This is a genomic window from Archangium violaceum (assembly GCF_016859125.1).
In the GTDB taxonomy this organism is placed as follows: Bacteria; Myxococcota; Myxococcia; order Myxococcales; family Myxococcaceae; genus Archangium; species Archangium violaceum_A.
In genome coordinates this window covers 5,829,056-5,852,550 of the sequence record NZ_CP069338.1, presented here as the reverse complement: position 1 = coordinate 5,852,550, position 23,495 = coordinate 5,829,056, and the positions used below count along the sequence as shown (strand labels likewise).

The window sequence follows — 23,495 nt, the reverse complement described above, 5'->3', positions numbered from 1 at the left end:
GCGGCGGCTACCCCGTGGACTTCTGGACCGGGACAGGGCTTGGACTCGGGGGCGTGAAAGGGGGAGGCCGTGTCTCGGTATTCGCCAGCCGCTCGAGAGGGCGGAGGAGCGACATGACGCCATGGCCCAACACGGGCAAGGCCACGGAGGGCTGGAGAACCGCCTCCAGCCCCGCGTGCAGGTGCAGTATCCGGTAGAACTGGCGATGGACGTGTGCGTCGGTCGACGTGCGCTCCATCAGCCGCAGGATGTACCAGTGCAGCAAGCCCAGCCCGAAGGGCCGCTTCCCGACGGCCTGCGGATACAGCAGGTCCATGCCCGTGCCCAACAGCCACGGGAGCCGGATGACTTCAGGCAGCCGCTCGCGGAAGCGCTGCGCCAGGCCCGATAGCTCGCCTCGTTCGGCCTGCTCGCGAAGGCAGGTGTCCAGCAGCTCCGCGCCAAGCCCCGCCACCGACATGCCTTGCCCGTAGAGGGGGTTGAAGGCACACGCGGCGTCTCCCAGGATGACCAGCCCCTCGGGAAAGCGGGGCAGCTTCTCGTAGTGCCGCCACCGGCAGTCCTTCACCTTGTGCTGGGAGATGGGCCCTATCGGCGTGGCCTCTTTCAGGTAGTTGTACAGGTCTGGACGCGTCAGTGAGCGCGCGTACTCGAGGAACCCCGCGTACTCGGTGGGCGCGTGCTCCCCGAAGTAGCCATTGAGGGTGACGAGCCACCGGCCTCCCTCCACGTGTGAGATGAAACCCGCGCGCCAGGCCTTGGGAGGACTTGGATAGAGGAAGAGCGCCTTCCATTCCTTCTGGAAGTGGGGCGGCGGCTCGTGCAGGCACGTCGTGTAGGAAAGGTCCACGATGACCTGCTCTTCCTCCGGGCGCGCGTAGCCGATGGCTTCCAACCACTGAGGCATCCGCGAGCCCCGGCCACTGGCATCCACGACGAGGTCCGCCTCCCACGACTCCTCGCCCTGGGGTGTCTTGACCCGGACGCCCGTGATGCGCCCCGTGCCCTTCTCGTCGGAGATGAGCCCTTCGATGGAGCAGCCCTCGCGCACCTCTACGTTGGGCCGCGCCTTCACCCGGCGCAGGACGTTCCACTCGAGCAGGGGCCGGGTGCACAGCAGCCCGGGGATGCCGCTGGTGCGGCGCAGCTTCCACACCCCGAAGTGGTGCCAGGCGAGGTCTCCACTCGAGTCGATGAACTCGGCGCCCTGGACCTGGAGCTGCTCGAACAGGTCCGGGAAGTACTTGTCGAGGATGCGCCGGCCCGTGTCCAACAGCACGTGGATGTGCGGCCCTTGCGGAACACCCTTGCGCGCGGCGGGCCCCTCCACCCGGACATCCCGCTCCACCAGCGTCACCTTGTCGAAGTGGTCCGCGAGCACCCGCGCGCTCAAGAGCCCCGCCATGCTGCTGCCGATGACCACGGCGCTTCCGAATCTGCGTCCAGGGGTTTCCAAGTCCCAAGCCTCCAAGGTTTCATGTCGTGGCGCTGCTGGTCAGAGGGGTCCGCCTTCTCCAGAGCCGCTCGCCCCCGCCGAGGAGATTGCATGTCACCGGTCTGACATGCCCTCTCGGCCCCGGGGCTCGAAAGCTTCACCGCCACCCAGCCGGGCCAGGCCCGGCGCTCCAGGTGGATGAAGATCATCCGGCGCCAGTACACGCTGACTCCCGACAAGGAGGAAGAGTCCAAGGCGAAGATGCTGGAGGGGCTGGACCGGCTGGATCGCGAGATTCGGGGAGACCCGTCGCGCTACCTCGTGGGCGAGTCCCTGTCGATCGCGGACATCGCGGCGGCGTCGCTCTTCGGCCCGCTGGTGGGGGCGGAGAATTCGCCGTACGCGCTGCGGCCCGGCGAGGTGGTGTCGCGGGAGATCGCAGTGTCACCGGCTCCCTCAGCGTCGCGCCGGCCTCGACGGCGCGCTGAACCATCGCGTCGCAGTCCTCGACGAAGAGCTGTGCGTGGAGTTGCCGGGGCTGCGTGCCGGGCATCACCTCTCCGACCACGAACCGCGAGTCACCGAGTTGCATCTCGACCTGCACGAGCGTGCCGTCCGGCAGGGCGAAGCGGTTACGTTCCTCGGCGCCGAATGCACGCTTGAAGAAGTCCACGGCCCTGTTCGCGCCGCGCACGCTCATTCCGGGTGTGATGGTCCGGTATCCCTCGGGGATCGGTCGCACCGTCATGTCTGCCTCCTCGGTCGTGCAAGTGACTGCGATGCGCGCGAATTTTCCGCCTCTGTCATCCCCGTGCAGGAGTTCCCCCTGACGGAGGCAGAGCCGAAAGAAAAAGAGGCGAGCGCACCGCCCGAGGCAGCGGCGAAGGCGGAAGCGAAGAAGGAGCGCATGCCGCGACTTTCTTGGGCCGGGCTGCTGCGCCGGACGTTCGTTTTGGCCGTCTTCGCCTCTGCCGGGGGTGGAGGCAGGAGGCGGGTCTTGGCGTACGTGAAGGAAGCGGGAGGGGTGAGAGCGATTCTGGAGCACCTGGGCCTGCCCACGGCAGGTGCGAGGCTGGCCCCGGCGCGAGGCCCCCCCCAGACCGCGTGGTGTTGAGGCTCAAGCCGCCCCAGCCAAGAGAGCCAATCCCCTGCCGCGCACCTCATGGGAAGGCGGCCTGGGCCGACGTGTATCCCAAGGGGCTGCGCGGCTTCTCCACCAGCCTGGCGTACTGCTCGGGCGGCCCCGTCAGCGGCCCTCCTCGGCTCCTGCGCTCCAGCCCTCACCCTCAACATGGCCTCTATCCCGCCTATACGCCACCGTCACCTCTGCACGTCACGGCGAGGAGATTGCCTCCACCATCCCCGGCGCACGGCTGCGGGTGCTGCCCGCGGTGCACTTGTCGAACGTCGAACTGCCGGGGGATTTCCTGGACGCAGTGGTGACCTTCCTCACGAAACGGCGCTGAAGCCTCGATCTGTTGGTTCACGCCAATCAGGCACGGCTTATTGCCATACTATTCGCGGTGGGCGCGGGCTCGTGGGCCCACATGGCCGTGAAGCTCGCCGCGTCCATGGGCGCGGAGGTGACGGTGCTCAGCACGTCCCACACCAAGGAGGCCGACGCGCGCCGCCTGGGCGCCCAGGGCTTAGAGGTCACCCAGGACGCGGACACCGTCAAGAAGCTGTCGGGCCCCATTGATCTCATCCTCGACACCCTCTCCGCCCCGCATGACTACAACCAGGACATGGGCATGCTGCGCCCCCAGGGCACCATGGTGGTGGTGGGCGTGCCGCCGGAGACAGTGCCCGTGCACGCGTGCTCGCTCATCGGCGGCAACAAGCGCCTGGCCGGGTCGATGATCGGCGGCATCGCCGAGACGCAGGAGCGGGATGCTCAGCGTCATCCGCGCGGACCGGGCGGAGCCCGACCAGCCAACGAAGCCGCACGTCGCGGGCTGACGCTCAGGCTGAGGCCTCCGAGCGCGCGAGCAGCCGAACTGGGAACAGCCCACTGCCTTCCGCCGTTATAAGGGGTGGCGGGACATCCCACTTTGGTGGGAGCCGCCGGCTCTATCCACCTCGTAGGAGCTTCGACGTGCGCACGTGTCCAACCCTCACTTCGTTCAGCCTTCACTCGGACGGGCGGGGTCTGCGTGCACTTCGCTCCGTGATGCACAGGGCCGCCACCTGGCTTGGGGCTCTGGCTGTCGCCTCTCGCTAGCCGAGAGCTGCTGACGGCCGAAACGCACCTGATGACCCCCGTCCTGCGTGCGCGGCCAGCTGTGCCTGACCGAGCCACGCCTCCACTCATTTCCCACAGGAGCGCCCCATGTCCACGTTCGTTCACGAGCTCATGCTCAACGATGTTGCCGTGCTCGCCCCCCGGACCACGCTACGCGAGGCCGCAGCGCGAATGTCACGCTCGGGCCGAGGCCTCCTCGTCATCGCGGACGAGGAGAAAGTCCACGGTCTGGTGACGATGCGCCGGCTCATCCTGGGCGCAGAGGCCGCGGCCCAGGGGTACCCCATCCATGGCATTGGTGACCTGGCCAGCAGCCGCTTCGTCCTCGCACGTGAGGACGAGCACCTCTCGCAGCTCGCCCCGCGCATGGTGCGGGCCGGCGTCCGCCGCGCCATTGTTGTCGACGAGGACGGACAGGTGTCGGGCGTCATCACGACCTTGGAGCTCGCGCGCGCGGAGCGGCGCCGGTGGAGACGTCTGCGTGCCGTGGATCTCTCGTCCGAGGGCTCGTTCCCGGCAAGTGATCCCCCCTCGTGGACCGGCACCGTGGCCGGCTGAACCATGACGAACAAGACGGTGACGCTCTGGATACACCCGGAACCGCGCCGTCACCATCTCGAGACCCTCCGGTGAGGACCTCCCCCGGCCATGGACAGTGCTCGTTCCCTCAAGCGGGGGTAGAGCCGAAGCCGCAAGAGGCGAGCCCCGTGACTGAGGCGGAAGCGAAGAAGGAGCGGACGGCTCGACCTTCTTGGGCCCGGCTGCCGCGCAGGACGCAAAGCGCTGGATGTGTTCGCCAGCGTCCGGCGTGGTGGCAGGCGTACCCGTCAGCCGTCCTCACCTCCCGCCCTCTACCCCCAACAGGGGTTCTGTCCTTCCTATACGTCACGGCTCTACTGCTGCCAGACTGTGACGTTGGAGCTGCCGTTGCTGCCGAAGCCCTCGGTCGCCAGGACTTGATAGTTCATGGTACCGAGGTTCATGCCCAGGCGCTGCCAGGCGTTGACGTGATTGGCGAAGGTGATGGTGTTGTTGGTGCCGGTGGGGCGCTTGGAGGTCCGCACGCTCCAGTACTGGTAGAAGGTTCGGGTGCCCTCGATGGAGGGGGCGTTGACCCGCAGGGTCCGGTAGATGTTGTAGGTGCCGCCGTCGGTGGTGACGGTGCCCAGGATCGTGGCGCCATTGCCGGGCGGAGTGAAGCTGCCCCAGTTATCGACGACGTAGTACTCGATCAGCGGGTTCGTCGACCAACCATAGAGCGTCAGATAGCCGTTCGAGCCGGGGTTGAAGATTCCGGCGTTGTAGCCGATCACCCGGTTGGTCGAGCCCGTGGCCCAGCCCTTCCCAGCCACCATGTTGCCGCTCGAGCCGAGGCTCCAGGTGATGCTGTAATTGCCGTCGCTGCCCAGGTTCAGGCAGCCTGACCCGGAGTCCTTCCACATCGTATAGAAGTACCCGTTGTGGGTGCCCGTTTGATTGTTGCACACGCTCTGCGCCTGCGCGCTTCCAGCAGAAGCCAGGGCGAATACAACAGACAGAGCGTATGAAAGCGCAAACCTCTTCAACCGCGTGAGCGTCATTTTTTCCTCCCCAATACGTCTCTTGTTGATTCTTCTCGGCGCCGTCATCTCGCGACCCTTGATGGCGCCGTCAATCAATTACACGCGCTTGCCGTGTGGTCAAGCGGCCAGCATCTTTAGAAGCGGGCGTCACGATCCGCCAGTAACTGCGTCAGAACGTGCCGCTCCGGGTGAATGTCTGTCCGCCCGTTGTATACGTGATCGTGTACGCATCGCCGCTGGTCGGATGCTCCGTACCCGAACCGCGAGTCTGGGCCGCGAACACGCGATCGACTCCGGGATTCAGCGTCTGCCCAGGCGCCAACGTGAACTGATACGTGAACGCCGAAGCCGAGCTTGTAATGGTCTGGTTGATCTGGCCGCCAACCGAGTTGTGCTGCCCTGCGACGCTCAAACCTGTCGTACGCTGAATCACCACCGTGACTGTCAGTGCGGTCAGCGGGACCGTGTGGCTGATACGAATCTGCTGTTCGTTGAACCAGGCATTTGAACTCGCCACGACAGGAGTGATGGTGACATTCCCAGAGCCATCGTCCGTATTGACGATCAACCTCAACGTCGCACTTCGAGACAACGTACCGGAGGACGCGGTGATCGTGACCGTTGCGCTCCCGACGGTCGCCGAGCTCGAGGCGGTGAGTGTCAACGAGCTGCTGTTCCCGGTGGTCGAGGCTGGACTGAACGTGGCCGTCACTCCGCTCGGCAGTCCACTCGCGCCAAGCGACACGCTGCCAGTGAATCCACCGAAGCGTGCGATCTCGAGAGCCGCGGATCCGCTTGCGCCGGGTTTGATCGTGAGACTCGAGGGTTGTGCGGAGATCGAGAAGTCCGGCTGCGTTCCCCCGCCAACGGCGAGCGCGATCGTCGCCGTGCTCGACAACGTGCCAGAGGTGGCAGTTACCATCACGTTGCTCGTTCCCAGAGTCGCCGTGCTCGATGCACTGAAGGTCAACGTGGCGCTGTCGCCGGTCGTAGACGGCGGAGTGAACGTGGCCGTAACGCCTGTAGGCAGGCCGCTGACCGCGAACGACACGCTGCCCGTGAATCCACCCGTGCGCGTGACCGCGATAGACGCAGCGGCGGTCGCGCCGCGGCTGACTGAAGCGCTGCCTGGCGTTGCGGAGATGGAAAAACCCGGGCTCGTCTTGAAGAAGTTCTCCAGCCAGACCATCGCCTGACGCTTGGAGCCATTGCTGTTGATGAGTCCGGTACCGTCGCGCCAGACCTGTCCGACAATGTAACCCCAGAGAGTGATGCCTTTGACACTGCTGTGATTCCACATCACCGGGAACAGCTCTTGGTATTTCGCCGCCTGCCCGGCCTCTGTGCCACCGCCAGTGATGTCGAGCTCGGAGATATAGACATCCAGGCCGGTTGAGGCATAGTCGTTCAGCGTGGCGGTCATCTGACTTGCGCTCATGTTGTCCAGATTGAAATAGTGGGCCTGGACACCGATGCCATCGATCAGACCGCGAGCCTTCAGCAGGTTGATGATATTGATGTACTGTGCACGGACCGGCGGATCATTCTCGGTGCCGTACTCATTGATGAGCAGCTTGGTGTTCGGCAGGTACTTCCGCGCCAACTGAAACGAAGTGATGACCCAATCCCACCCAGTCACGCCGTCACCGCCCAACGCCGCCTTGAACGGAAGCGGTGTCTTGATCGGCTCGTTGACGACGTCTATGGCCCAGGTGTTCGGATAACGCTGCGCGTACAGCTGAATCCATTGCTCGATCTCAGCCCGTTGCTCGGCGGCGGACAGCGACGTCATCCACGAGGGGTATTGTGAGCCCCAGACGAGCGTGTGTCCCTTGAACTTGAATCCATTTTGTTGAGCGAAGTCGTAGGCCGCATCGAGCTGCGCCCAGTTCATCTGATTCCGGGTACCTTCAACGGAGCCCCACTTACCTGCATTTTCCGGGGTGACTTGATTCCAGTACTGCGCGAAGTTCGACGGCACACTTTGACCGATGACGTTGCCGAGGAACTTGGGCTGACCCTCTGCGAGCTGCGCCCAGGCCTGGGTCGAGAGTAGCAGCGCGACGAGTGAGGCTACAAAGGATACGAATCGTCTCCATATGTAGTGATCATTCATGGATATGCTCCCTGGTTGTGCTGTGAGAAGACACTGAGTCCAACATGCTCTTTCAGGCACTCGTGACACTGGCGACTCACGGCGACGTACACGTGTACGCCGAAGCGACCTGTGTGTCACCCGACGGACGACGGACCTGGACCCCGAATGTCGTGCTACCGCCCGGCGCGAGTGTTCCGTTATAGCTGCCGTTTCGAGCCGTAGCGGTTTGACCGATCGTCGTGATCGTCGCGTTCCAGTAGCTGGCAATCGTATGGCCAGAGGGAAGACTGAAAGTGACAGTCCAGCCATTGATGGCCGCGGTGCCGCGATTCGTTACGGTAACCGGTTGGATGACGTAGCCATCCTGCCATTGGTTCTGGACCACTGCCGTTGCCGCGCATACTCCATCGCCTGTTCCACCGCCGAGAGTGGTCACGGTCACCGTGTTCGAAACAAGAGAAGCATTACCCGCAGCATCTCGGGCACGGACCTGGTAGCGGTAGGTTGTGTTCGGACTCAAGCCGCTGTTCACAAATGACGTCGTCGGGGACGTTGCGACCTGCACGAAGCTACCACCGGCCGCACCAGGGGCTCGCAGGATGTCGTAGCCGCTCACCCCTACGTTGTCGGTCGACAGACTCCAGTTGAGAGAAACCGAATTGCTGGTCCAGGCGGGGGCCGTGAGGTCCGCCGGTGTGCTGGGTGGCTGGTCATCAGGAGCTGCCGCGCCATCCAGCCCGAAAAACTGGATGACCATGGCGGCCATACCGCTCAAGGGCAGAGTGTGCCCGACACCTTCGAGGCTGATGGCCTCGACCGGGGCATCAACGCCAGTGCCGCCGTAGCGGGTGCGTGTCCAGTTCGCCTGCGGATGGTCCGTGAAGGTCGGCGTCTGGCTCAGCCCCAGAACGTTCGTCCACTGCTTTATTTCCTCGCCGAAGTTCGGGTAGCGCAGCGTCGTATCGGCCGTGCCGTGCCACAGCTGCATCCTGGGACGCTCTCCGGTGTAGCCGGGATGGGCCGCGCGCACGAGAGCGCCCCACTCCTGCGCGGTCTTGATCAGGTTGCCGTTGGCGCAGGTACTGTTCCACGACGAGCCATCGGTGGTAGCGAAGCACCCGAAGGGAACTCCCATGAACGCCGCTCCGGCTTTGAATACGTCCGGATAATTCCCAAGAAGCACGTTCGTCATCATCGCGCCGGAGGATGCGCCTGCGACGTACACCCGGTTTTCGTCCGCACCATAGGTGTCAATCACATAGGTGACCATGGACATGATGCCAACCGGATCGCTCCCTCCGCCGCGCCGTAGTGCTTGCGGAGAGGAAACATCGAAGCAGTTACCGCTCCGCGTCGCCGATGGGTAGATGACGATGAATCCATAGCGGTCAGCCAGCGTACGGAATTCGGTTCCAGAGAAGAATGCAGGACCTGACCCGGTACAATAATGGACAGCCACCAGGATGGGCGGCGGCGAGGCCAGTATGTCCGGCGCGTAGACATGCATTCTCAGATTGGTGGGATTTTCTCCAAAGTTTGTAACCTCGATGAGCGATGCCGCGAGAACGGGAGTCGAACCAATGGCTATTCCGCAAGTGAGTAGCGTGGCAGCCAGTCGAGCAGATGCGAGCCAATTCATCATGTTCCACTTCCTTGCGCTCATGTGACTCACGACCGCCATTCATTGCGGTCGGATCCTATCGACGCCGTCTCGGTGAGCGGTCTCTCAACGCTTCATTGGTGGCGCAGGCGAATGACAGATGATACGGCAGCAACCAATAGCAAGCTGGATGCTAGAACCTACTTCCCGAGCGGACTGATTTCCTCATTACAGCGCACGGCCTACCCTGGCCGATTGCAGAAGAAGCCCCTCGCGGGGTGCACGCCAACGGATTGTACAAAGCTCTCGGACGCGGGGTGCCAGTTCTTCTGGCTTGGCTTCATAGTCTCGGATTGCCGCGATGTCAATCGATGATTCCATGTTTTATTCGAATTCATGAAGTGACCGGTATTGTGTCGCTCCCGCAAGTGGGGGCGGAGTCGAAGCCGGCCATACCGTGGCTGCGATTGTGGAGGAATTGCCAGCGCGTCGTCGCGAAACCTGAGGGAGGTCCGTGAACCTCGACCCGCCAGCTCGCATCGCGCCTCTGACCTGTTGATTCTGAAAGCAGAACGGGGAGCCAGGCGGCTCCCCGCTCCTGCGCCGTCAGCGCATCGGATTGATCGTTCGAATCGAACCGTCAGGATTGTAGTTCAGCTCAGTCACCTTGACGTTCCGCAGGTGCGTCTTACCCGAGAGCTGGGTGTCGTGGTAGAACAGCCACCACTTGCCATCGTGCTCGACAATCGAGTGGTGGTTGGTCCAGCCTTGCACCGGCTCCAGGAGCACACCCTGATAGGTGAAGGGTCCGTACGGGTTGTCGGCGACCGCATACACCAGCCGGTGGGTGTCGCCCGTGGAGTAGCTCAGGTAGTAGCGGCCCTGGTACTTGTGCATCCAGGAGCCCTCGAAAAAGCGCCGGTCGGAATCGCCGCCGAGTAGTGGCTTGCCGGCTTCGTCGACGATGGAGAGGTCACGTGGAGCCTCGGCGAACGTCAGCATGTCGGCGTTCATGCGCGCGATCTTGGGCATCAGCGCAGGCTTGTCCGGCTGCTTCAGGTCGGTCACCGAGCCGTTCTGCTCGTAGGTTCCGGTCGCCCAACGCTGCAGTTGGCCGCCCCAGATGCCGCCGAAAATCATGTAGGACTGCCCGTCGGTATCGGTGAACACCGCCGGGTCGATGCTGAAGCTGCCTTTGATCGGCTCCGGCTCGGCCTTGAACGGCCCCTCTGCCCGGTCAGAGACCGCTACGCCGATGCGGAAGATGTCCTGTTTGTCCTTGGCCGGGAAGTACAGGAAGTATTTGCCGTCCTTGTATGCGGCATCGGGAGCCCAGAGCTGGCGGCCGGCCCAGGGGATGTCCTCGAGCCGCAACACCACGCCATGGTCGGTGACTTCCGCCCCGACGCGCTCCATCGAGAAGACATGGTAGTCGCGCATGGCGAAGTGGCTGCCGAGGTCATCCTCAGGCACGCCCGCCTCGATGTCATGGGACGGGTAGAGATAGATGCGGCCGTCGAAGACGTGGGCTGAGGGATCGGCGGTGTAGATGCTCGAAATCAGCGGCTGATTCAGGAATTGGGGGTCAGCGGGCGTCGCCCGTTGGGCCGTGGCACAACCGCCTGCGGCGGCGCCCAGCAGCCCTGTCGCAGCAGCGGCACGCAGTTTGGTCAGCATGTCGTCTCTCTCCTATGTGACTGATGAGGTTCAGTCGGATCGGTGCAATCAGATGTAACGGTTGACCAGGTTTTCCAGCGCCTCCTGCCGTCCGGAAACCGGAGTCACGTCTTCATTACGGCTCAACACGCGCTCGGAGAGCGCTTCCAGTGAGAGGCGACCCTCGAGCGCGTCTCGCCCAAAAGATGTCTGCCAGCCGGCGTAGCGCTCACGAACGGCCTTGGCGAGCCGGTCATCCTCGATCATGCGCGCTGCGACCAGGAGTGCCCGGGCGCAGAGGTCCATTGCCCCGACGTGGCCGTGGAACAGGTCGGTCGGATCGATCGACTGGCGCCGTACCTTGGCGTCGAAGTTCAACCCGCCGGTCGTAAAGCCCCCCCCCTGCAGCACCGAGTAGAGCGCAATGGCGGTTTCGGGCAGGTTGTTCGGGAACTGGTCGGTGTCCCAGCCCAGCTGTGGATCGCCCCGGTTCATGTCCAGGCTGCCGAAGATGCCGAGCGCCTGTGCCAGAGCGATCTCGTGCTCGAAGCTGTGGCCGGACAAGGTCGCATGGTTGGCCTCGATGTTGACCTTCACCTCCTTCTCCAGTCCGTAGCGCTTCAGAAAGCCGTAGACCGTTGCCACATCGAAGTCGTACTGGTGCTTGGTTGGCTCGCGCGGCTTGGGTTCGAGAAGGATCGTGCCCGTGAAGCCGATACGGTGCTTGTAGTCCACGACCAGGTTCAAGAAACGCCCGAGCTGGTCGAGCTCCTGCCGCAGATCCGTGTTGAGCAGCGTTTCGTAGCCCTCGCGCCCACCCCACAGGACGTAGTTCTCGCCGCCCAGTTGCAGGGTTGCATCGAGCGCCGCCTTGACCTGCGTGGCGGCCATGGCGAACACCTCCGGGTCGGGATTGGTGGCGGCCCCCGCCATGTAGCGACGATGGCTGAAGAGGTTCGCCGTGCCCCACAGCAACTTGACACCGGTGCGTTGCTGGTGTGCGGCAAGGTGTTCCACCATGTGACGGAAGTTGGACAGGCTTTCACGCGGCGTGGCGCCCTCTGGCGCGACATCGCGGTCATGGAAGCAGTAGTACGGGACGCCGAGCCGACTGAGAAAGTCGAACGCGGCCTCGGCCTTGCGCACCGCAAGCTCCATGGGGCTCCCGCCGGTGAACCAGGGCCGCAAGAAGGTTTCGCCCCCGAAAGGGTCCAGCCCTGTCCACACGAAGCTGTGCCAGTAACACACGGCGAACCGCAAATGGTCTTCCATGCGCTTGCCAAGCACGATGCGGTCCTTGTCGTACCAGCGGAAGGCCAGCGGGTTGTCGCTTTCGGGCCCCTCATAACGGATTGGCTTGATATCGGCGAAATAGCTGCTGCCCATCAGTAGGTCTCCTGTTTTCAGAGGGATGAAATCATCGGGGGTTCAGGCGCTTGAGCGCGGGGTACAGCGCGCGGAAGCGCTCGTAGCGTTGCATCAGGTACTGCCGATGCTCGGGCGCGCGAGGCCGCCATCGTTGCGCCACGGGGGGAGGGAGGCACACCGCGGCCTCGTCGCCACCCACAGAGAGCCAGGCCAGACGGGCTGCACCGAGGGCCGCACCTGCCTCGCTGCCTTCATGGGTCACAAGCTCGAGGTCGAGCACGTCCGCCAGCAGTTGCGCCCAGCGTTCGCTGCGTGCACCGCCGCCCACCAAAGACAAGCGCTCCACCGCGGTGCCACCCTGCCGCAGGGCGAGCAGGCCATCGCGCAGGCCAAAGCTCACGCCCTCCATCACCGCATACGCCACCGACGCCGCTGCGTGGTCGTTCAACAAACCAAACAGCACGCCACTGGCATTCGGGTCGTTGTGAGGCGTGCGCTCGCCGGACAGGTACGGAAGGAAGAGCGGCGCATGGTGCATCGCGTCGGGGGTGAGCGAATCGATGTGCGAGAGGAATGCCGACACGTCGGCGTGTCCGGTGAGCCTCGCCGCCCAGGTGAGGCAATTGGCGGCCGACAACATCACGCTCATCTGGTGCCAGCGCCGCGGGAGCGCATGGCAGAATGCGTGGACGGCCGACTGCGGGTTGGGCCGGAAGCGGTCATTGCAGACGAAGAGCACGCCCGAAGTGCCGAGCGACAAGAAGCCCTGGCCCGGCGCCACGGCGCCAATGCCCACCGCGCTCGCCGCGTTGTCTCCGGCGCCTCCCGCCACCACCGCGGTCCGCGGGATGCCCCAACGACGGGACCATTGCGGAAGGAGCCGCCCGCTCGGCTCGCACCCCTCGACCAGCGTGGGCATCTGATGCCGGTGCAGGCCGCAGGCCTCAAGGAGCTCATCGGACCAGTCGCGACGGGCAACGTCGAGCCACAGTGTCCCCGCGGCGTCCGACATCTCGCTCACCTTCTCGCCTGTCAGTTGTAGGCGCAGCCAGTCCTTTGGCAGCAAGACGGTGGCGATTTGCGCGAATGCCTCGGGTTCATGGCGCCTCAGCCACAGCAACTTCGGCGCCGTGAACCCTGGCATTGCCAGGTTGCCCGCGAGCTCGGTAAGGCGCGGCGCCTTGAGCATCAACTCCTCGCATTCGGCGCCGCTGCGTCCGTCGTTCCACAGGATGGCCGGCCTTAGCACCCGGTCGTGCGCATCAACCACCACTGCGCCGTGCATCTGGCCCGACAGCCCAATGGCTTCGACAGCGCGCAGGGCCGCCGGCTGGGCAGCGGCCAGCCCATCCAGGGCGCGGCACGTCGCGTCCCACCATTCCTGGGGGGCCTGCTCCGACCACAGCGGATGCGGTCGCGAGACAGCGAGAGGCTCGCGAGCGGTGGCCACGATCCGTTGGTCACGGTCCAGCAGCAGCACCTTCACTTCAGAGGTACCGAGATCCATGCCGATGAACATGCTTTGCCCTCTGCTCGGTCAACGAGCACGGTCGGCCTATGCAGGCCCCATGGAGGCCGCGGAGGAAGTGGGCGTCACCTGGGGGAGCGTGGTGGCGTGCTGCCGCTGCGGCGGGCGACCGAGAATGATCATGCTCAGAACGTCATCTTGCGTCAGGTCCGCCACACGCTCGGTGCTCACCACCTTGCCGTTCTTCATCACGGTCACGCGGTCGCAAACCTCGAAGACATCCGGCATGTCGTGGCTGATGAGGAAGATGCCGATACCATCGGCTTTCAGGCGACGAATCGTATCCATCACCATGCGAGTCTCCGCCGGGCCGAGGGCCGCGCACGGTTCGTCCATGATCAGAATCCGCGCATTGAAGTAGAGCGCTCGCGCGATCGCCACCGTTTGCCGCTGCCCACCGGACATCGCGCGCACCGGCTTGTGCAGTTCGGTGAAATGGGGATTCAGCCGCTGAATGATTTGTCGCGCCTCGTGCTGCATCCGGGGCGTGTCCAGGGTCCTCCACGGTGTCATCAGCTCGCGGCCGAGGAAGAGGTTGGCCGCAGCATCGAGGTTGTCAGCAAGCGCCAGGGTCTGGTGGATGGTTTCGATGCCCGCGGCACGCGCCTCTCGCGGACTCCCGAAACGCATCGGCCGGCCATTGACGAGGATTTCGCCACTGTCCGGGGGATACACGCCGGACAGCATCTTGATGAGCGTCGACTTGCCGGCGCCGTTGTGGCCGAGCAGGCCCACCACCTCTCCCGCGTAGAGGTCGCAATTCACTCCATCGACGGCCATGACGCCGCCGAAATGCTTCGTGACCCGGCGAACTTCGACCAGGGGCCGGCGAACTTCGACCAGGGGCCGGCGACCATCATGGCCAATCATCGATTGCTCCGTCGGTTGTAGACCACGTCGAACCACACCGCGGCAATGAGCACCAGGCCGATGAAGATCTGCCGCTTCGCGCTGGAGACATCCATGAGCACCATGCCGTTGTCCAGGCTCTGGATCAGCAGCGCCCCCACCACGCAACCGGAGATCGAGCCCACGCCGCCCGCGAGCGAGGTGCCGCCGATCACCGCCGCGGCAATCACGTACAGCTCCGCCATCTGCCCCATCGAATTCGCCCCCGAATTCAGGCGCGCCGTCGTGATCATCGCCGCCAGTGCGGCGAGCGCACCCATGAGCATGAAGAGGTAGAACATCACGCGGAACGTCGGTATGCCCGAGAGCAACGCAGCTTCCGGATTGCCGCCCAGTGCAAACAGGTAGCGTCCGAAACGGGTGCGCTCAGCGATGAAGCTCATCATGAACACGACGCCGATGAAGATGAGGACCGGCACCGCGATCCCTTTTCCTACCCGGTTCTGCTGTGCATCGAAGCCGACATAGCTGTTCATCACCGCGACGAACGCTCCAATCGCGCCGCATTGCAACACCACCCGCAGCACGTCGGCCCACAGCGGGGGCTGTTCGGCGCCGTAGCGGGCGCTCGTGCGACGCACGAGCCAGCGATGGCAGACAACGGCGATGCAGGTGAGCACACCCAATGCCGAACTCCAACCCACGCCGATCGAACCGGACAAGCCGCCACCGAGGACCTGGTAGTTGGTATGCAGCGGCGCGATGGTCTGCCCGTCAGCGACGAGGAAGGCCGCACCGCGATACATCAGGTAGCCTGCCAACGTGACGACGAAGGCAGGCACCTGTCGGTAGGCGACCCACCACCCCTGAAAGGCCCCAACGGCGACGCCCGCCGCCACGCCGAGCGCGATGCTCAGCAGCCAGCCCCAGTTGGCTTCCGGATGAAACCACCGCACCTGGCTGTAAGCGATCAGCATGCCGGTAAAGGCAAGCAGCGAACCCACGGACAGGTCGATCTGCCGGGCCACGATCAGGAACACCATGCCGCAGGCCATGATGCCGGTCACGCATGTTTGGATTGACAGGTTGTAGAGATTGCGCGGCGTGAGGAAGGTGCCTTCGGTCAGAGCCGCCAGGACGGCCCAGACCATGAGCAGCACCAGGACCATTGAACTGAAGCGCGGGTCAAAGCCCGTCTTGCGGAGAAGGATTTGCATCGCGAGGGCGTGTTCTGGGAGAGACGGCCTCGCAGCGCTCGTCGCCGCTGCGAGGCCGAGCGGTTTCCTACCTGCAGGCTTTCGGGGCCTTCGCGCCGCTCGCGCCTGCGCACACCTGCTGCCTGGTGGCCCAACCCGAGCTGAGGACGTGGTCGAGGTTATCCGCCGTGATAGGTACCGGCTTCAGGAAGACCGCTGGAATAGGCAACTTCCTGGTACCGCCGTTCCAGAGGGTCGCGCCCTGGATTGCCGACGGCTTCGTGCCCTTGGCCATCGCAACCGCGAAATGGGCCGCCGCCTCGCCCAGCACGCGGGTGTCCTTGAACACGGTGACCGTCTGCTCGCCGCGGGCAATCCGGTTCAGCGCTGCGATGTCGGCGTCCTGGCCGGACACCGGGACTCCGGTCAGGTTCTGCGCCTTCAGGGCCGCGACCGCGCCTCCAGCAGCACCGTCATTCGAGGCCACCACCGCGTCAACCTTGTTGGAATTGCGCGTGAGGATCTGCTCCATGTTGCGCTGAGCGACTTCCGGCGACCAGCCTTCGGTGTACTGCTCGCCCACCACCTTGATTTTTCCGGCCTGGATGGCGCTTTGCAGGACCTCGAGCTGGCCGCGATGCAGGAAGTCCGAGTTGGGATCGGTCGGCGAGCCCTTGATGAATACGTAGTTCCCCTGTGGCTTGACCTTCAGCACCTCGCGGGCCTGGATGCGGCCCACTTCGACGTTGTCAAACGTGACATACAGCACCCCCGGGTCCTGGATGAGGCGGTCGTACGCCACCACCGGAATGTTCTCCTGACGAGCCCTCTGCACAGCGGGCAGAATGGCGTCGGAGTCATAAGCAAGCACGATCAGCGCGTTGGCGCCGCGCGAGATCAGACCCTCCACGTCCGACAACTGCTTTTCGTTGGAACCCTGCGCGTCGGCGCTGATGTACTTCGCACCAAGCTTCTGCAAGGCCGCCTTGAGCGCGGCCTCGTCGCGCTTCCAGCGCTCTTCCTGGAAGTTGGACCAGGAGACGCCTACCACCAGGCCCTCTGCGTTTGCGACTCTCGGCACGGCTGCCATGACGACGAGCCACAACAGGGTGGCCCTGCGGTTCAAGCTCATGTGCGTCTCCTCTGGCGCGCCCCCTGGCGCCTTGGCGTTGATACTGCCGAATTGGTTTGATCGATGAACAAACCATAGAGCCGAACGCCAAGCCCGTCAATCAGGAGAATAATGGAAATCATCAGAGGCCCCCCTCATCGCATCATGAGTGCTGTCGCTAACGGATTCGACATAGCGCGTCATTCATTGCCTGCGTGGCCGTGGCAACCATCGGCCGTGAGCGCGCGCGGGCCCGGGGGGGAGCTGAAGTACACCATTGAACAGATGGGCTGGCTGCTCTCCAATGCGGGGGGACGTCTCACAACTGTTCGCCTCAGGAGTGCCGATGGTGCTGACGCAGCGCGCCGAAGCAGTGGTGGTGCTCGAATGGACGATTTCGAGCATGACGACCACAGCCCCCGACCATGGGGCGAACACCGTGAAAACGCGTACTCAATCGCTTTTCAACCTGCGGTTGTATTTCTTTGGTGCGCTGCCGATGGTGAAAGCACATCGGCGCTCACCCGAGGCCCAGACGACCCGCGGGGGATGACGTCAGACCATCAGGGCTTCATGCAGCACTGCACCTGCGGCGCCCACAGCGCAAGCATTGATGCCGAAGCGGCAGTGCCGTACTTCGGTGGTGTGGAAGGCGTACCGCGCCTGCAGCCCTGTGAAGCACTCGCGGGCCGCATCAAGAAAGACCGGGCCGAGCTGTACCATGGGGCCGCCAAGCACGAGGACTGCCGGGTCGAGCATGTTGCAGATGTTCTGCATCAGCATGCCCAGGTAGCGCCCTGCACGACGCGCGGCCGCCACTGCCGTCGCATCGCCCCCGGCCACCCGACGCGCCAGTTCGCCGATTGGCAGCACGGGGTCTGGGGTGCCCGTAATATCAAGACTGACTGCCCGCTGTGAGATGAAGGTTTCAGCGCAGCCGCGGCTACCGCACCGGCACGGCGGCCCGTCGAGTTGCAGCACCGTATGGCCGACTTCCCCTGCCGTGCCGTCATGACCGAGGTGGAGCCGATCTCCGAGAACGATCCCCCCGCCTACGCCAATGCCCATGCTCAGGTAGACGAGTGAGTTCGTCTGGGCGCCAGTGCCAAAGACGTACTCGGACAACGCCGCGGCGTTGGCTTCGTTCAGCACCTTCACCGGCGATTGGCGTACGCCGGCTCTCTTCAACGCCTCACACAGCGGCTGCTCGATGTCCTGGTGGTGCCAGCCGAGGTTTGGCACCACGCCCACCCGATGACCGTGCACATCTACGGTTCCTGGAACTCCGACGCTGATCCCCAGGACGCGCCAGCCCTGGGCGCACAGCGAAGCGTCCTGTTGAGCGACAAGCCCGGCAAGCGCCGTGAGCGTGGAGCCCAGGTCCGAGGGCGAATACGGTTGCTGACGAGAGCCGAGCAGTTCCCCCTGGAGGTTGCACGCGACCACGTTCAGGTAGTCCACGCCGATCTCGGCACCTATGAGCGCCAGGCGAGAGGGGTCGAGCCGCAGGGGCGTTGGGCGCCGGCCCACGGCGTTGGATACGGGCGCCTCGGACTCGCACAACCAGCCCTCGTCGATCAAGTCCTGCACCAGCAGGCTGACGGTGGACTTCGTCAGCCCACTGCGCTTGGCGAGGTCCGCCCGCGACAGGCCCGCCTCCTGCCTCACCAACCGGAGTATCGCCGCACTGTTGATTCGCTTGATGAGACTCTGATTGCCCGTCAGGGCTTCTGCATGTTCGGAAGGTGGCACGTGAAAAAGGGCGAGAAGGAATTTGTTCGAACATTAGACCAAATGCCTCGGGAAGAGGCCTAGGGAAAAATGGGGGCGCATTGGCGGCCACGCCCTGCCGCTCGAACGCCTGCTGCAGACCGCCAGCGTCATCACCCGCGCCATCGATGTGCTCCTGACCCTCGACATGGAGCACGGCTTCGGCAACACGCCGGAGAAAGTGGTCGCCGCCGTGACCTCCGTCGCGCGCCTGGGCGTCGCGGGCATCAACATCGAGGATGCCGACCTGCCGCCCGAAAACCCGCGTGACTCCGGTGCATGACACTTCCTTGTGTCCTTATGCGGAGTTTTTCATTGATTGATACGCGAGCCGCGTGCCGCCCGTGCGGCGGAACGATAGTGCACTACCCGATGAAGCCTGTCAAAGCTCTGCAGCGCCCTTCATTGGGAGCAGCAGGTACCAGAACAGGGCAATTTCCCGCGTGCCAGGATGTAGCGCCTGATAGAGATAACGGTCGTATCCGCCTAGCACGAAGCCATACCGCTTGTAGAAGCGACAGGCCGCGATGTTGTTCGATTGCGTCTCGAGCCGCACGCCCCGCGCTCCGGCATGGGCCGCCCATTCCACAGCTGCGTCCATCAACAGGCGGGCGGCGCCAAATCTTCGATGAGCAGCGTCCACGGCAATGTCGTCGATGATGGCATAGTGATTCCAGCCTTGGGAGACGGCGGCATAGCCAATGGGACAGCCCTCTGCCTCGGCGACAAAGAGAGTACGATCCGTCCGGCCAAGGTAGTCAGCCAGCTCATCGGGGTCGAACCCATAGCTCTTGATGTAACAAGGCACGACTGGAACGATCGGCCCGATGCTGTCGCCATCGAACGGTCCAGTCGCCTCAGCCGTCACCTCGAATGAGAAGTCACAATGGGCAAGCCGCGCCAGGCAGGCCGCATCCGCACGCTTGATGCTGATGGTCCACGGGGCATTGAGGGGGGGTCGCTTCACGCCAGTATCTCCCGTGCAGGGTCGTTGGCACCTCTTGCCACGCGGCAAGGAAAAGCCCAACAACCCTTGAGATGACTGGGCCTCCCAGGTTGTCCCCGACGGAATTCGAACACTCGGGCGCACCAGGACGCGCCCCTTCTTGTTCAATGCAACGCAGTTGCTGGTCCGGGGACTCCCGGGCCAGCTCTGGAGTTGCCCGGAAGTGGCTAGGTTGGGGACGCCATGCGCGCGCTCATTCTTCTGGTGTTGATCTCCGCCGCCTCTGCTTGAGCGGAGGTGCCCCTGCAGGATCTCCTCAACCGGCTCGGTGAAGCCGAGGAGAAGAAGCTGACCGTTCCCGGCTGCCGTGTCATCGAGAACTCGGTCACGGAGCAATTGGACAAAGAGGGCAAGAGCAAGGGGCGGCTCACCCGCACCTATGAAGTCATCCGCTCGGGAACGAAAGTGCTGTCGCGCAAGAAGCTCTCCGAGAAGGAAGAGGGCGATCTGATCAGCCAGCTCAAGGCCGAGCCCCAGGACCAGAAGCAGAACGAGGATCCGCGCGGGCAACTCTCGCCCTTCCACCCCCAGGTCCGCGACGAATACCAGTTCGAGCAGGCCCCGGGTCCTCGCGAGGGTCTGGTCACGGTGAAGATCACCCCGCGCAAGAAGGACCAGAAGCGGATGAAGGGCACGGCGGTGGTGGACCCCCAGACGGCCCAGCTCATCTCCATGCACCTGTCCCCGTCCGAGCCGGGTGCGGTGGGTGCTGCTCAAGGACGTGGGACTGCTCTCGGACGTCCTCACCGTCTTCCTGCGCGCAGTGTTTGCCCTGCAGCGCCGAAGGGCACGGCGGCAGGGCCTGCGCGGTGGGCAGGCCGGGGCCGTGTCGTTCATCCAGTTCTTCGGCTCCGCCTTGCAGGTGACTCCGCACTTCCACTCGCTGGTGCCGGACGGTGTCTTCGTGCCGCGGGAGGGCGGCGTGCGCTTCGAGCCGTTGCCTCCGCCCACGCAAGGCGAGGTGGAGCGGCTGCTGAAGGTCGTGCGCCACCGGGTGCTGCGCCTGCTGGAGAAAAGAGGAGCCCTGCCCGCGCAAGGCCCCGAGGACGCGCTACAGGCATACCAGGCGCACTCCCTGCAGCGGCGGCTGCGCTGGACGGAGGTGGACGTGCGGCCCCCTCCCCGAAAGCAGCCCCGATGCGCCTTCATGGAGGGCTTCTCCCTGCACGCCAACACGCACCTGCACGCCAACGACAGGCAGGGTCTGGAGCGGCTATGCCGCTACGGAGCGCGCGGTGCACTGGCGCTGGAGCGTTTGTCACGAGCGGAGGATGGCCGCATCGCCTACCAAATGAAGCGCCCGCTGCCGGACGGTACGACGCACCTGCTCTTCACCGGGCTGGAACTTTTACGGCGTGTGGCGTCCCTGGTGCCTCCGCCTCGGGCAAACCTCACAAGGTTCCACGGCGTCTTCGCTCCAGGCGCACGACTGCGGCCATTTCTGGTCCCCCAAGCAGGAGAGGAGGAGGCGAGCGTGGCGCCCCAGGCAGCTGCGAGGCAGGAAACGAGGAAGGAGCGGAGGGCGCGAGTGGACTGGGCAGGGCTACTACGAAGGACCTTCGCGGTGGAGGTGTTGGCCTGCGTGAGGTGTGGAGGCAGGCGGCGAGTGCTGGCGTACGTGAACGAGGCGGGAGGGGTGCGAGCGATTGTGGAGCACCTGGGCCTGCCCACGGCAGGTGCGAGGCTGGCCCCGGCGCACGGGCCCCTCCACGCCTCGTGGTGTTGAAGCTCAAGCCGCCAGCGCCAACAGAGCCAGGCCCCTGCCGCGCTCCTCATGGGAGGTCGGCCAGGGCCGGCGTGTACCCCAAGGGGCAACGCGGCTTCTCCACCCGCCTGGCTCACTGCTCGGGCCGGCCCCGTCAGCGGCCCTCCTCGCCACCTCCGCTCCAGGCCGCCACCTCTCAACAGGACTCCTATCCGTCCTATACTTCGGCGGCATCAGCTCCGGCGGCATCAGCGGACGCAAAGCGAGCCGCCCGCGCGCGGTCGATCGGCCGCGTCAGGGCGCCGCGCACTCGAACGATGCAGCGTCGTTCGGATCTCCCGTCCCGCGATACCTCGCAAAGGTCGGATACCTGCAGAGCGGTCGAGTGCGCCCCGCCACGCCCGCCAGGTCCGTGACGACCTCGTCGTCACCAGGGTCCTTGCCGGTCTCGATCCACTTCTCGAGCGCGCCGAGACCATCCCACGACACCTGGAAGACGGTGCTGGCGGCGTGCTGGAACCCAGGAACCTCGTAGTAGCGCAGCATCGCGTCGGTGGCCGTCGCGCCAATCGACGCCTGCACTTCTTCCACGTAGCGCTCCGTCGTCCGCGGGCTCGTCAGCATGTCGCCCGTGCCATGAAGCAACAGAAGCTTTCCGCCCCGCGCGGCAAACCCACCCATATCGGCATCGCCCACGTCGAGCGCCGACAGCTCCTGCACGCGCGCAGCATAGGGGCCGAACGTCCGCACGTCGAAGGTCCGGTAGTCGAAGGACTGATCCTTGACGATGACGTGGCGCATGAAGCTGTCGACGAAGGCCGCCGCGAACGAATTGGTGAGCGGATCGACAGGAAAGCTCGGTGCGTGCGAGCCAAGGTCGACGGCCTGTACGTGACGCTCCAGCGGCGAATCGGTCCCGACGCCCTGTGCAGCCGCGTACACGTTGTAACCAGCGAACTCGGTGTCGCCGTTGGCGAGCGGCGACGCCAGCTGTACGGGGGCATCGATGGTCTCGAAGGCGTGAATCTGCGCGTCAGATAGGCACGCGTCGCTGGTGTCCGCACCGCCCGCACACCGCAGCGCCGTCACATCGAATTGCTTGCTGCAGCTCACGACGTCGCCGACCACGCCGTCGGCCAGACCGTCGAGAGCATCGCATTTGGTCAGCACCGCGTCCCATACGAGCTTGCGTTTTGCCGTGTTCGGGAACGCCCCTGGAGCCGACAACGCCTTGAGCATCGCGGTGAGGCCAAGCATCGTATTCATCACGTTGCGCGCCGGGTACAACACGAGCGCTCCATCCCAGTCGGTTGGAAAGCGCGCCGTCGCGAACAGCGCCTCGCGTCCGCCCGTCGAGCTTCCCACCGCGTAGAAACGCGCGGCGTCGATCCCGTAATACGTCCGGATGATCTGGCCCGCGACGTCACGCACCTTCTTTGGGGCATCGGAGAGCCAGTTGCGGTATGCCTCCTCGTTTGCGAGCGCGGAGGCATCCGTGCCGGGCGAGGCGGCTGTCGATTGGTGTCCACCATCACTCGCGAACACGGCGTATCCGCGCGCGAGCGGCGCCGGTGCAAGCGTGTTGAGTGAGTTGCCCGTGACGTCGGGAATGACGCCGTCGAAGCCGCCACCACCGAGCCACACCGCCTTCTCGTTCCACTGAGTCGGTAGGGCTACTGCCAGGAGAATAGACGGTGCCCTCGAATCGACGGGGAACACCTCTGCGGAGACCAAGCAATGCTCCGGCTTCGTGACCTGCCCGTCGGTGCGCGCTGGAACCTCCACTGCCGATACGATTTTTGCGCCACTCGTGGGCAAGCCAATCTGGGCCGCTGTCAAACGCATCTTCGCGAGCCTGGCGCAACTTCTGGACTGGTCGTTTTCTCCAGACTGGTCGTCTCCGCATCCCAGGAGCGTGCCCGTTGTTATCCATACAGCGCACAGCACATGAATCCCGCGTCCGATCTTCATGCCGCCATTATTGTTTTGGAGCCAGTGGCCCTCAATGCGCATTCATGGTAATCTGCTTTTCATCCATGAAAACCGAACAGGCTGAACCGCGTGTCTTGATCGACATGATGCGCGCGGCGGCCCCGGCGCTCGCGGCGCCGCTCGAGGCGATTCGGCCGTGACGCTTCAGCCGAGGTGACGGCGAAGCTCGGCCTCAAGCTCGCGCACCACCACGCGCACCCGCGGCGTCTTCTTGGCGTCGCGGTGAAAGACCAGATAGACCTCGACCGAAGGAGGCCGCTCGTCGGTCTCGAGGCGCACCAGCCCGTCGAGCCCCAGCGCTTGAGGCAGCGACCGCCGCGGCTGGATTGGGCAGGGCGACTACGCAGGAGGTTCGCGCTGGACGTGTTCGCGTGCTG

The 23,495-nt window shown here is 64.5% G+C and carries 19 protein-coding genes and 2 pseudogenes; 6 read left to right on the top strand and 15 right to left on the bottom strand.

The genetic code is table 11. The annotated features are described in order from the left end of the window. Positions 1 to 7: 7 nt before the first annotated feature. The gene (locus tag JQX13_RS25120; protein ID WP_239015143.1) at positions 8 to 1,456 is read right to left on the bottom strand and encodes an FAD-dependent oxidoreductase; all 1,449 of its coding nucleotides are present in this window, start codon (positions 1,454 to 1,456) and stop codon (positions 8 to 10) included. 177 nt (positions 1,457 to 1,633) lie between these two features. Between JQX13_RS25120 and JQX13_RS56485 the strand changes: the two are divergent. Then, a pseudogene (locus JQX13_RS56485) lies at positions 1,634 to 1,750 on the top strand (hypothetical protein); the annotation flags it as partial. 193 nt (positions 1,751 to 1,943) lie between these two features. Here JQX13_RS56485 and JQX13_RS56480 read toward each other — a convergent pair. Beyond that, positions 1,944 to 2,135: pseudogene (locus tag JQX13_RS56480) on the bottom strand (hypothetical protein); the annotation flags it as partial. Positions 2,136 to 2,982: 847 nt separating this feature from the next. On the opposite strand from JQX13_RS56480, the gene JQX13_RS25110 reads away from it, so the two are divergent. Together JQX13_RS25110 and JQX13_RS25105 are read left to right on the top strand one after the other, a co-directional pair. Next, positions 2,983 to 3,465, top strand: coding sequence for a zinc-binding dehydrogenase (locus JQX13_RS25110; RefSeq protein ID WP_239015141.1), 483 nt, complete (start codon positions 2,983 to 2,985; stop codon positions 3,463 to 3,465). A gap of 299 nt (positions 3,466 to 3,764) precedes the next feature. Then, positions 3,765 to 4,235 carry a CBS domain-containing protein gene (locus tag JQX13_RS25105; protein WP_203411440.1) on the top strand — a complete coding sequence of 157 codons (471 nt, stop codon included), beginning with the start codon at positions 3,765 to 3,767 and terminating at the stop codon, positions 4,233 to 4,235. A gap of 335 nt (positions 4,236 to 4,570) precedes the next feature. Here the strand turns inward: JQX13_RS25105 and JQX13_RS25100 are convergent, their stop codons facing one another. From JQX13_RS25100 to xylF, 9 genes are all read right to left on the bottom strand, one after another. Then, positions 4,571 to 5,164, bottom strand: a complete 594-nt coding sequence (locus JQX13_RS25100) for a glycoside hydrolase family 11 protein (RefSeq protein ID WP_203411439.1) — start codon at positions 5,162 to 5,164, stop codon at positions 4,571 to 4,573. Positions 5,165 to 5,408: 244 nt separating this feature from the next. Further along, a complete protein-coding gene (locus tag JQX13_RS25095) occupies positions 5,409 to 7,355 on the bottom strand; it encodes an endo-1,4-beta-xylanase (protein ID WP_203411438.1) in 1,947 nt (648 codons plus the stop codon). Positions 7,356 to 7,431: 76 nt separating this feature from the next. Continuing rightward, entirely contained in the window at positions 7,432 to 8,979 is a 1,548-nt protein-coding gene (locus JQX13_RS25090; RefSeq protein ID WP_203411437.1) for an extracellular catalytic domain type 1 short-chain-length polyhydroxyalkanoate depolymerase, read from the bottom strand. A gap of 564 nt (positions 8,980 to 9,543) precedes the next feature. Continuing rightward, on the bottom strand, positions 9,544 to 10,614 hold the full coding sequence (locus JQX13_RS25085) for a glycoside hydrolase family 43 protein (RefSeq protein WP_203411436.1): 1,071 nt from the start codon (positions 10,612 to 10,614) through the stop codon (positions 9,544 to 9,546). A gap of 48 nt (positions 10,615 to 10,662) precedes the next feature. Then, positions 10,663 to 11,979, bottom strand: a complete 1,317-nt coding sequence (gene xylA, locus JQX13_RS25080) for a xylose isomerase (RefSeq protein ID WP_203411435.1) — start codon at positions 11,977 to 11,979, stop codon at positions 10,663 to 10,665. A 31-nt stretch (positions 11,980 to 12,010) separates the two neighbouring features. Next, the gene (gene xylB / locus JQX13_RS25075; protein ID WP_203411434.1) at positions 12,011 to 13,480 is read right to left on the bottom strand and encodes a xylulokinase; all 1,470 of its coding nucleotides are present in this window, start codon (positions 13,478 to 13,480) and stop codon (positions 12,011 to 12,013) included. A 36-nt stretch (positions 13,481 to 13,516) separates the two neighbouring features. After that, positions 13,517 to 14,359, bottom strand: a complete 843-nt coding sequence (locus JQX13_RS25070; RefSeq protein WP_203411433.1) for an ATP-binding cassette domain-containing protein — start codon at positions 14,357 to 14,359, stop codon at positions 13,517 to 13,519. Beyond that, entirely contained in the window at positions 14,356 to 15,555 is a 1,200-nt protein-coding gene (locus JQX13_RS25065) for a sugar ABC transporter permease (protein ID WP_203411432.1), read from the bottom strand. The genes JQX13_RS25070 and JQX13_RS25065 overlap by 4 nt, the downstream gene beginning before the upstream one ends. Before the next feature lie 67 nt (positions 15,556 to 15,622). Next, positions 15,623 to 16,666 carry a D-xylose ABC transporter substrate-binding protein gene (gene xylF, locus JQX13_RS25060; RefSeq protein WP_203411431.1) on the bottom strand — a complete coding sequence of 348 codons (1,044 nt, stop codon included), beginning with the start codon at positions 16,664 to 16,666 and terminating at the stop codon, positions 15,623 to 15,625. 325 nt (positions 16,667 to 16,991) lie between these two features. Between xylF and JQX13_RS25055 the strand changes: the two genes are divergently transcribed. Next, positions 16,992 to 17,198, top strand: coding sequence for a hypothetical protein (locus JQX13_RS25055; protein WP_203411430.1), 207 nt, complete (start codon positions 16,992 to 16,994; stop codon positions 17,196 to 17,198). A 2-nt stretch (positions 17,199 to 17,200) separates the two neighbouring features. Here the strand turns inward: JQX13_RS25055 and JQX13_RS25050 are convergent, their stop codons facing one another. Continuing rightward, a complete protein-coding gene (locus JQX13_RS25050) occupies positions 17,201 to 18,313 on the bottom strand; it encodes an ROK family transcriptional regulator (RefSeq protein WP_203411429.1) in 1,113 nt (370 codons plus the stop codon). A gap of 163 nt (positions 18,314 to 18,476) precedes the next feature. Here JQX13_RS25050 and JQX13_RS25045 point away from each other — a divergent pair, with 163 nt between their 5' ends. Beyond that, positions 18,477 to 18,698, top strand: coding sequence for an isocitrate lyase/phosphoenolpyruvate mutase family protein (locus JQX13_RS25045; RefSeq protein WP_343211154.1), 222 nt, complete (start codon positions 18,477 to 18,479; stop codon positions 18,696 to 18,698). Between the two features lie 99 nt (positions 18,699 to 18,797). Here JQX13_RS25045 and JQX13_RS25040 read toward each other — a convergent pair whose 3' ends face one another. Further along, positions 18,798 to 19,349 carry a GNAT family N-acetyltransferase gene (locus JQX13_RS25040; RefSeq protein ID WP_430384218.1) on the bottom strand — a complete coding sequence of 184 codons (552 nt, stop codon included), beginning with the start codon at positions 19,347 to 19,349 and terminating at the stop codon, positions 18,798 to 18,800. Positions 19,350 to 20,127: 778 nt separating this feature from the next. Here JQX13_RS25040 and JQX13_RS25035 point away from each other — a divergent pair. Then, a complete protein-coding gene (locus JQX13_RS25035; protein ID WP_203411427.1) occupies positions 20,128 to 21,147 on the top strand; it encodes a transposase in 1,020 nt (339 codons plus the stop codon). Between the two features lie 273 nt (positions 21,148 to 21,420). Here the strand turns inward: JQX13_RS25035 and JQX13_RS25030 are convergent, their stop codons facing one another. Both JQX13_RS25030 and JQX13_RS55525 read right to left on the bottom strand, forming a co-directional pair. Continuing rightward, positions 21,421 to 23,097, bottom strand: a complete 1,677-nt coding sequence (locus JQX13_RS25030; RefSeq protein WP_203411426.1) for a tannase/feruloyl esterase family alpha/beta hydrolase — start codon at positions 23,095 to 23,097, stop codon at positions 21,421 to 21,423. 165 nt (positions 23,098 to 23,262) lie between these two features. Next, complete coding sequence (locus JQX13_RS55525; protein WP_275425012.1) at positions 23,263 to 23,397, bottom strand: hypothetical protein; 135 nt, start codon at positions 23,395 to 23,397, stop codon at positions 23,263 to 23,265. Positions 23,398 to 23,495 lie beyond the last annotated feature (98 nt).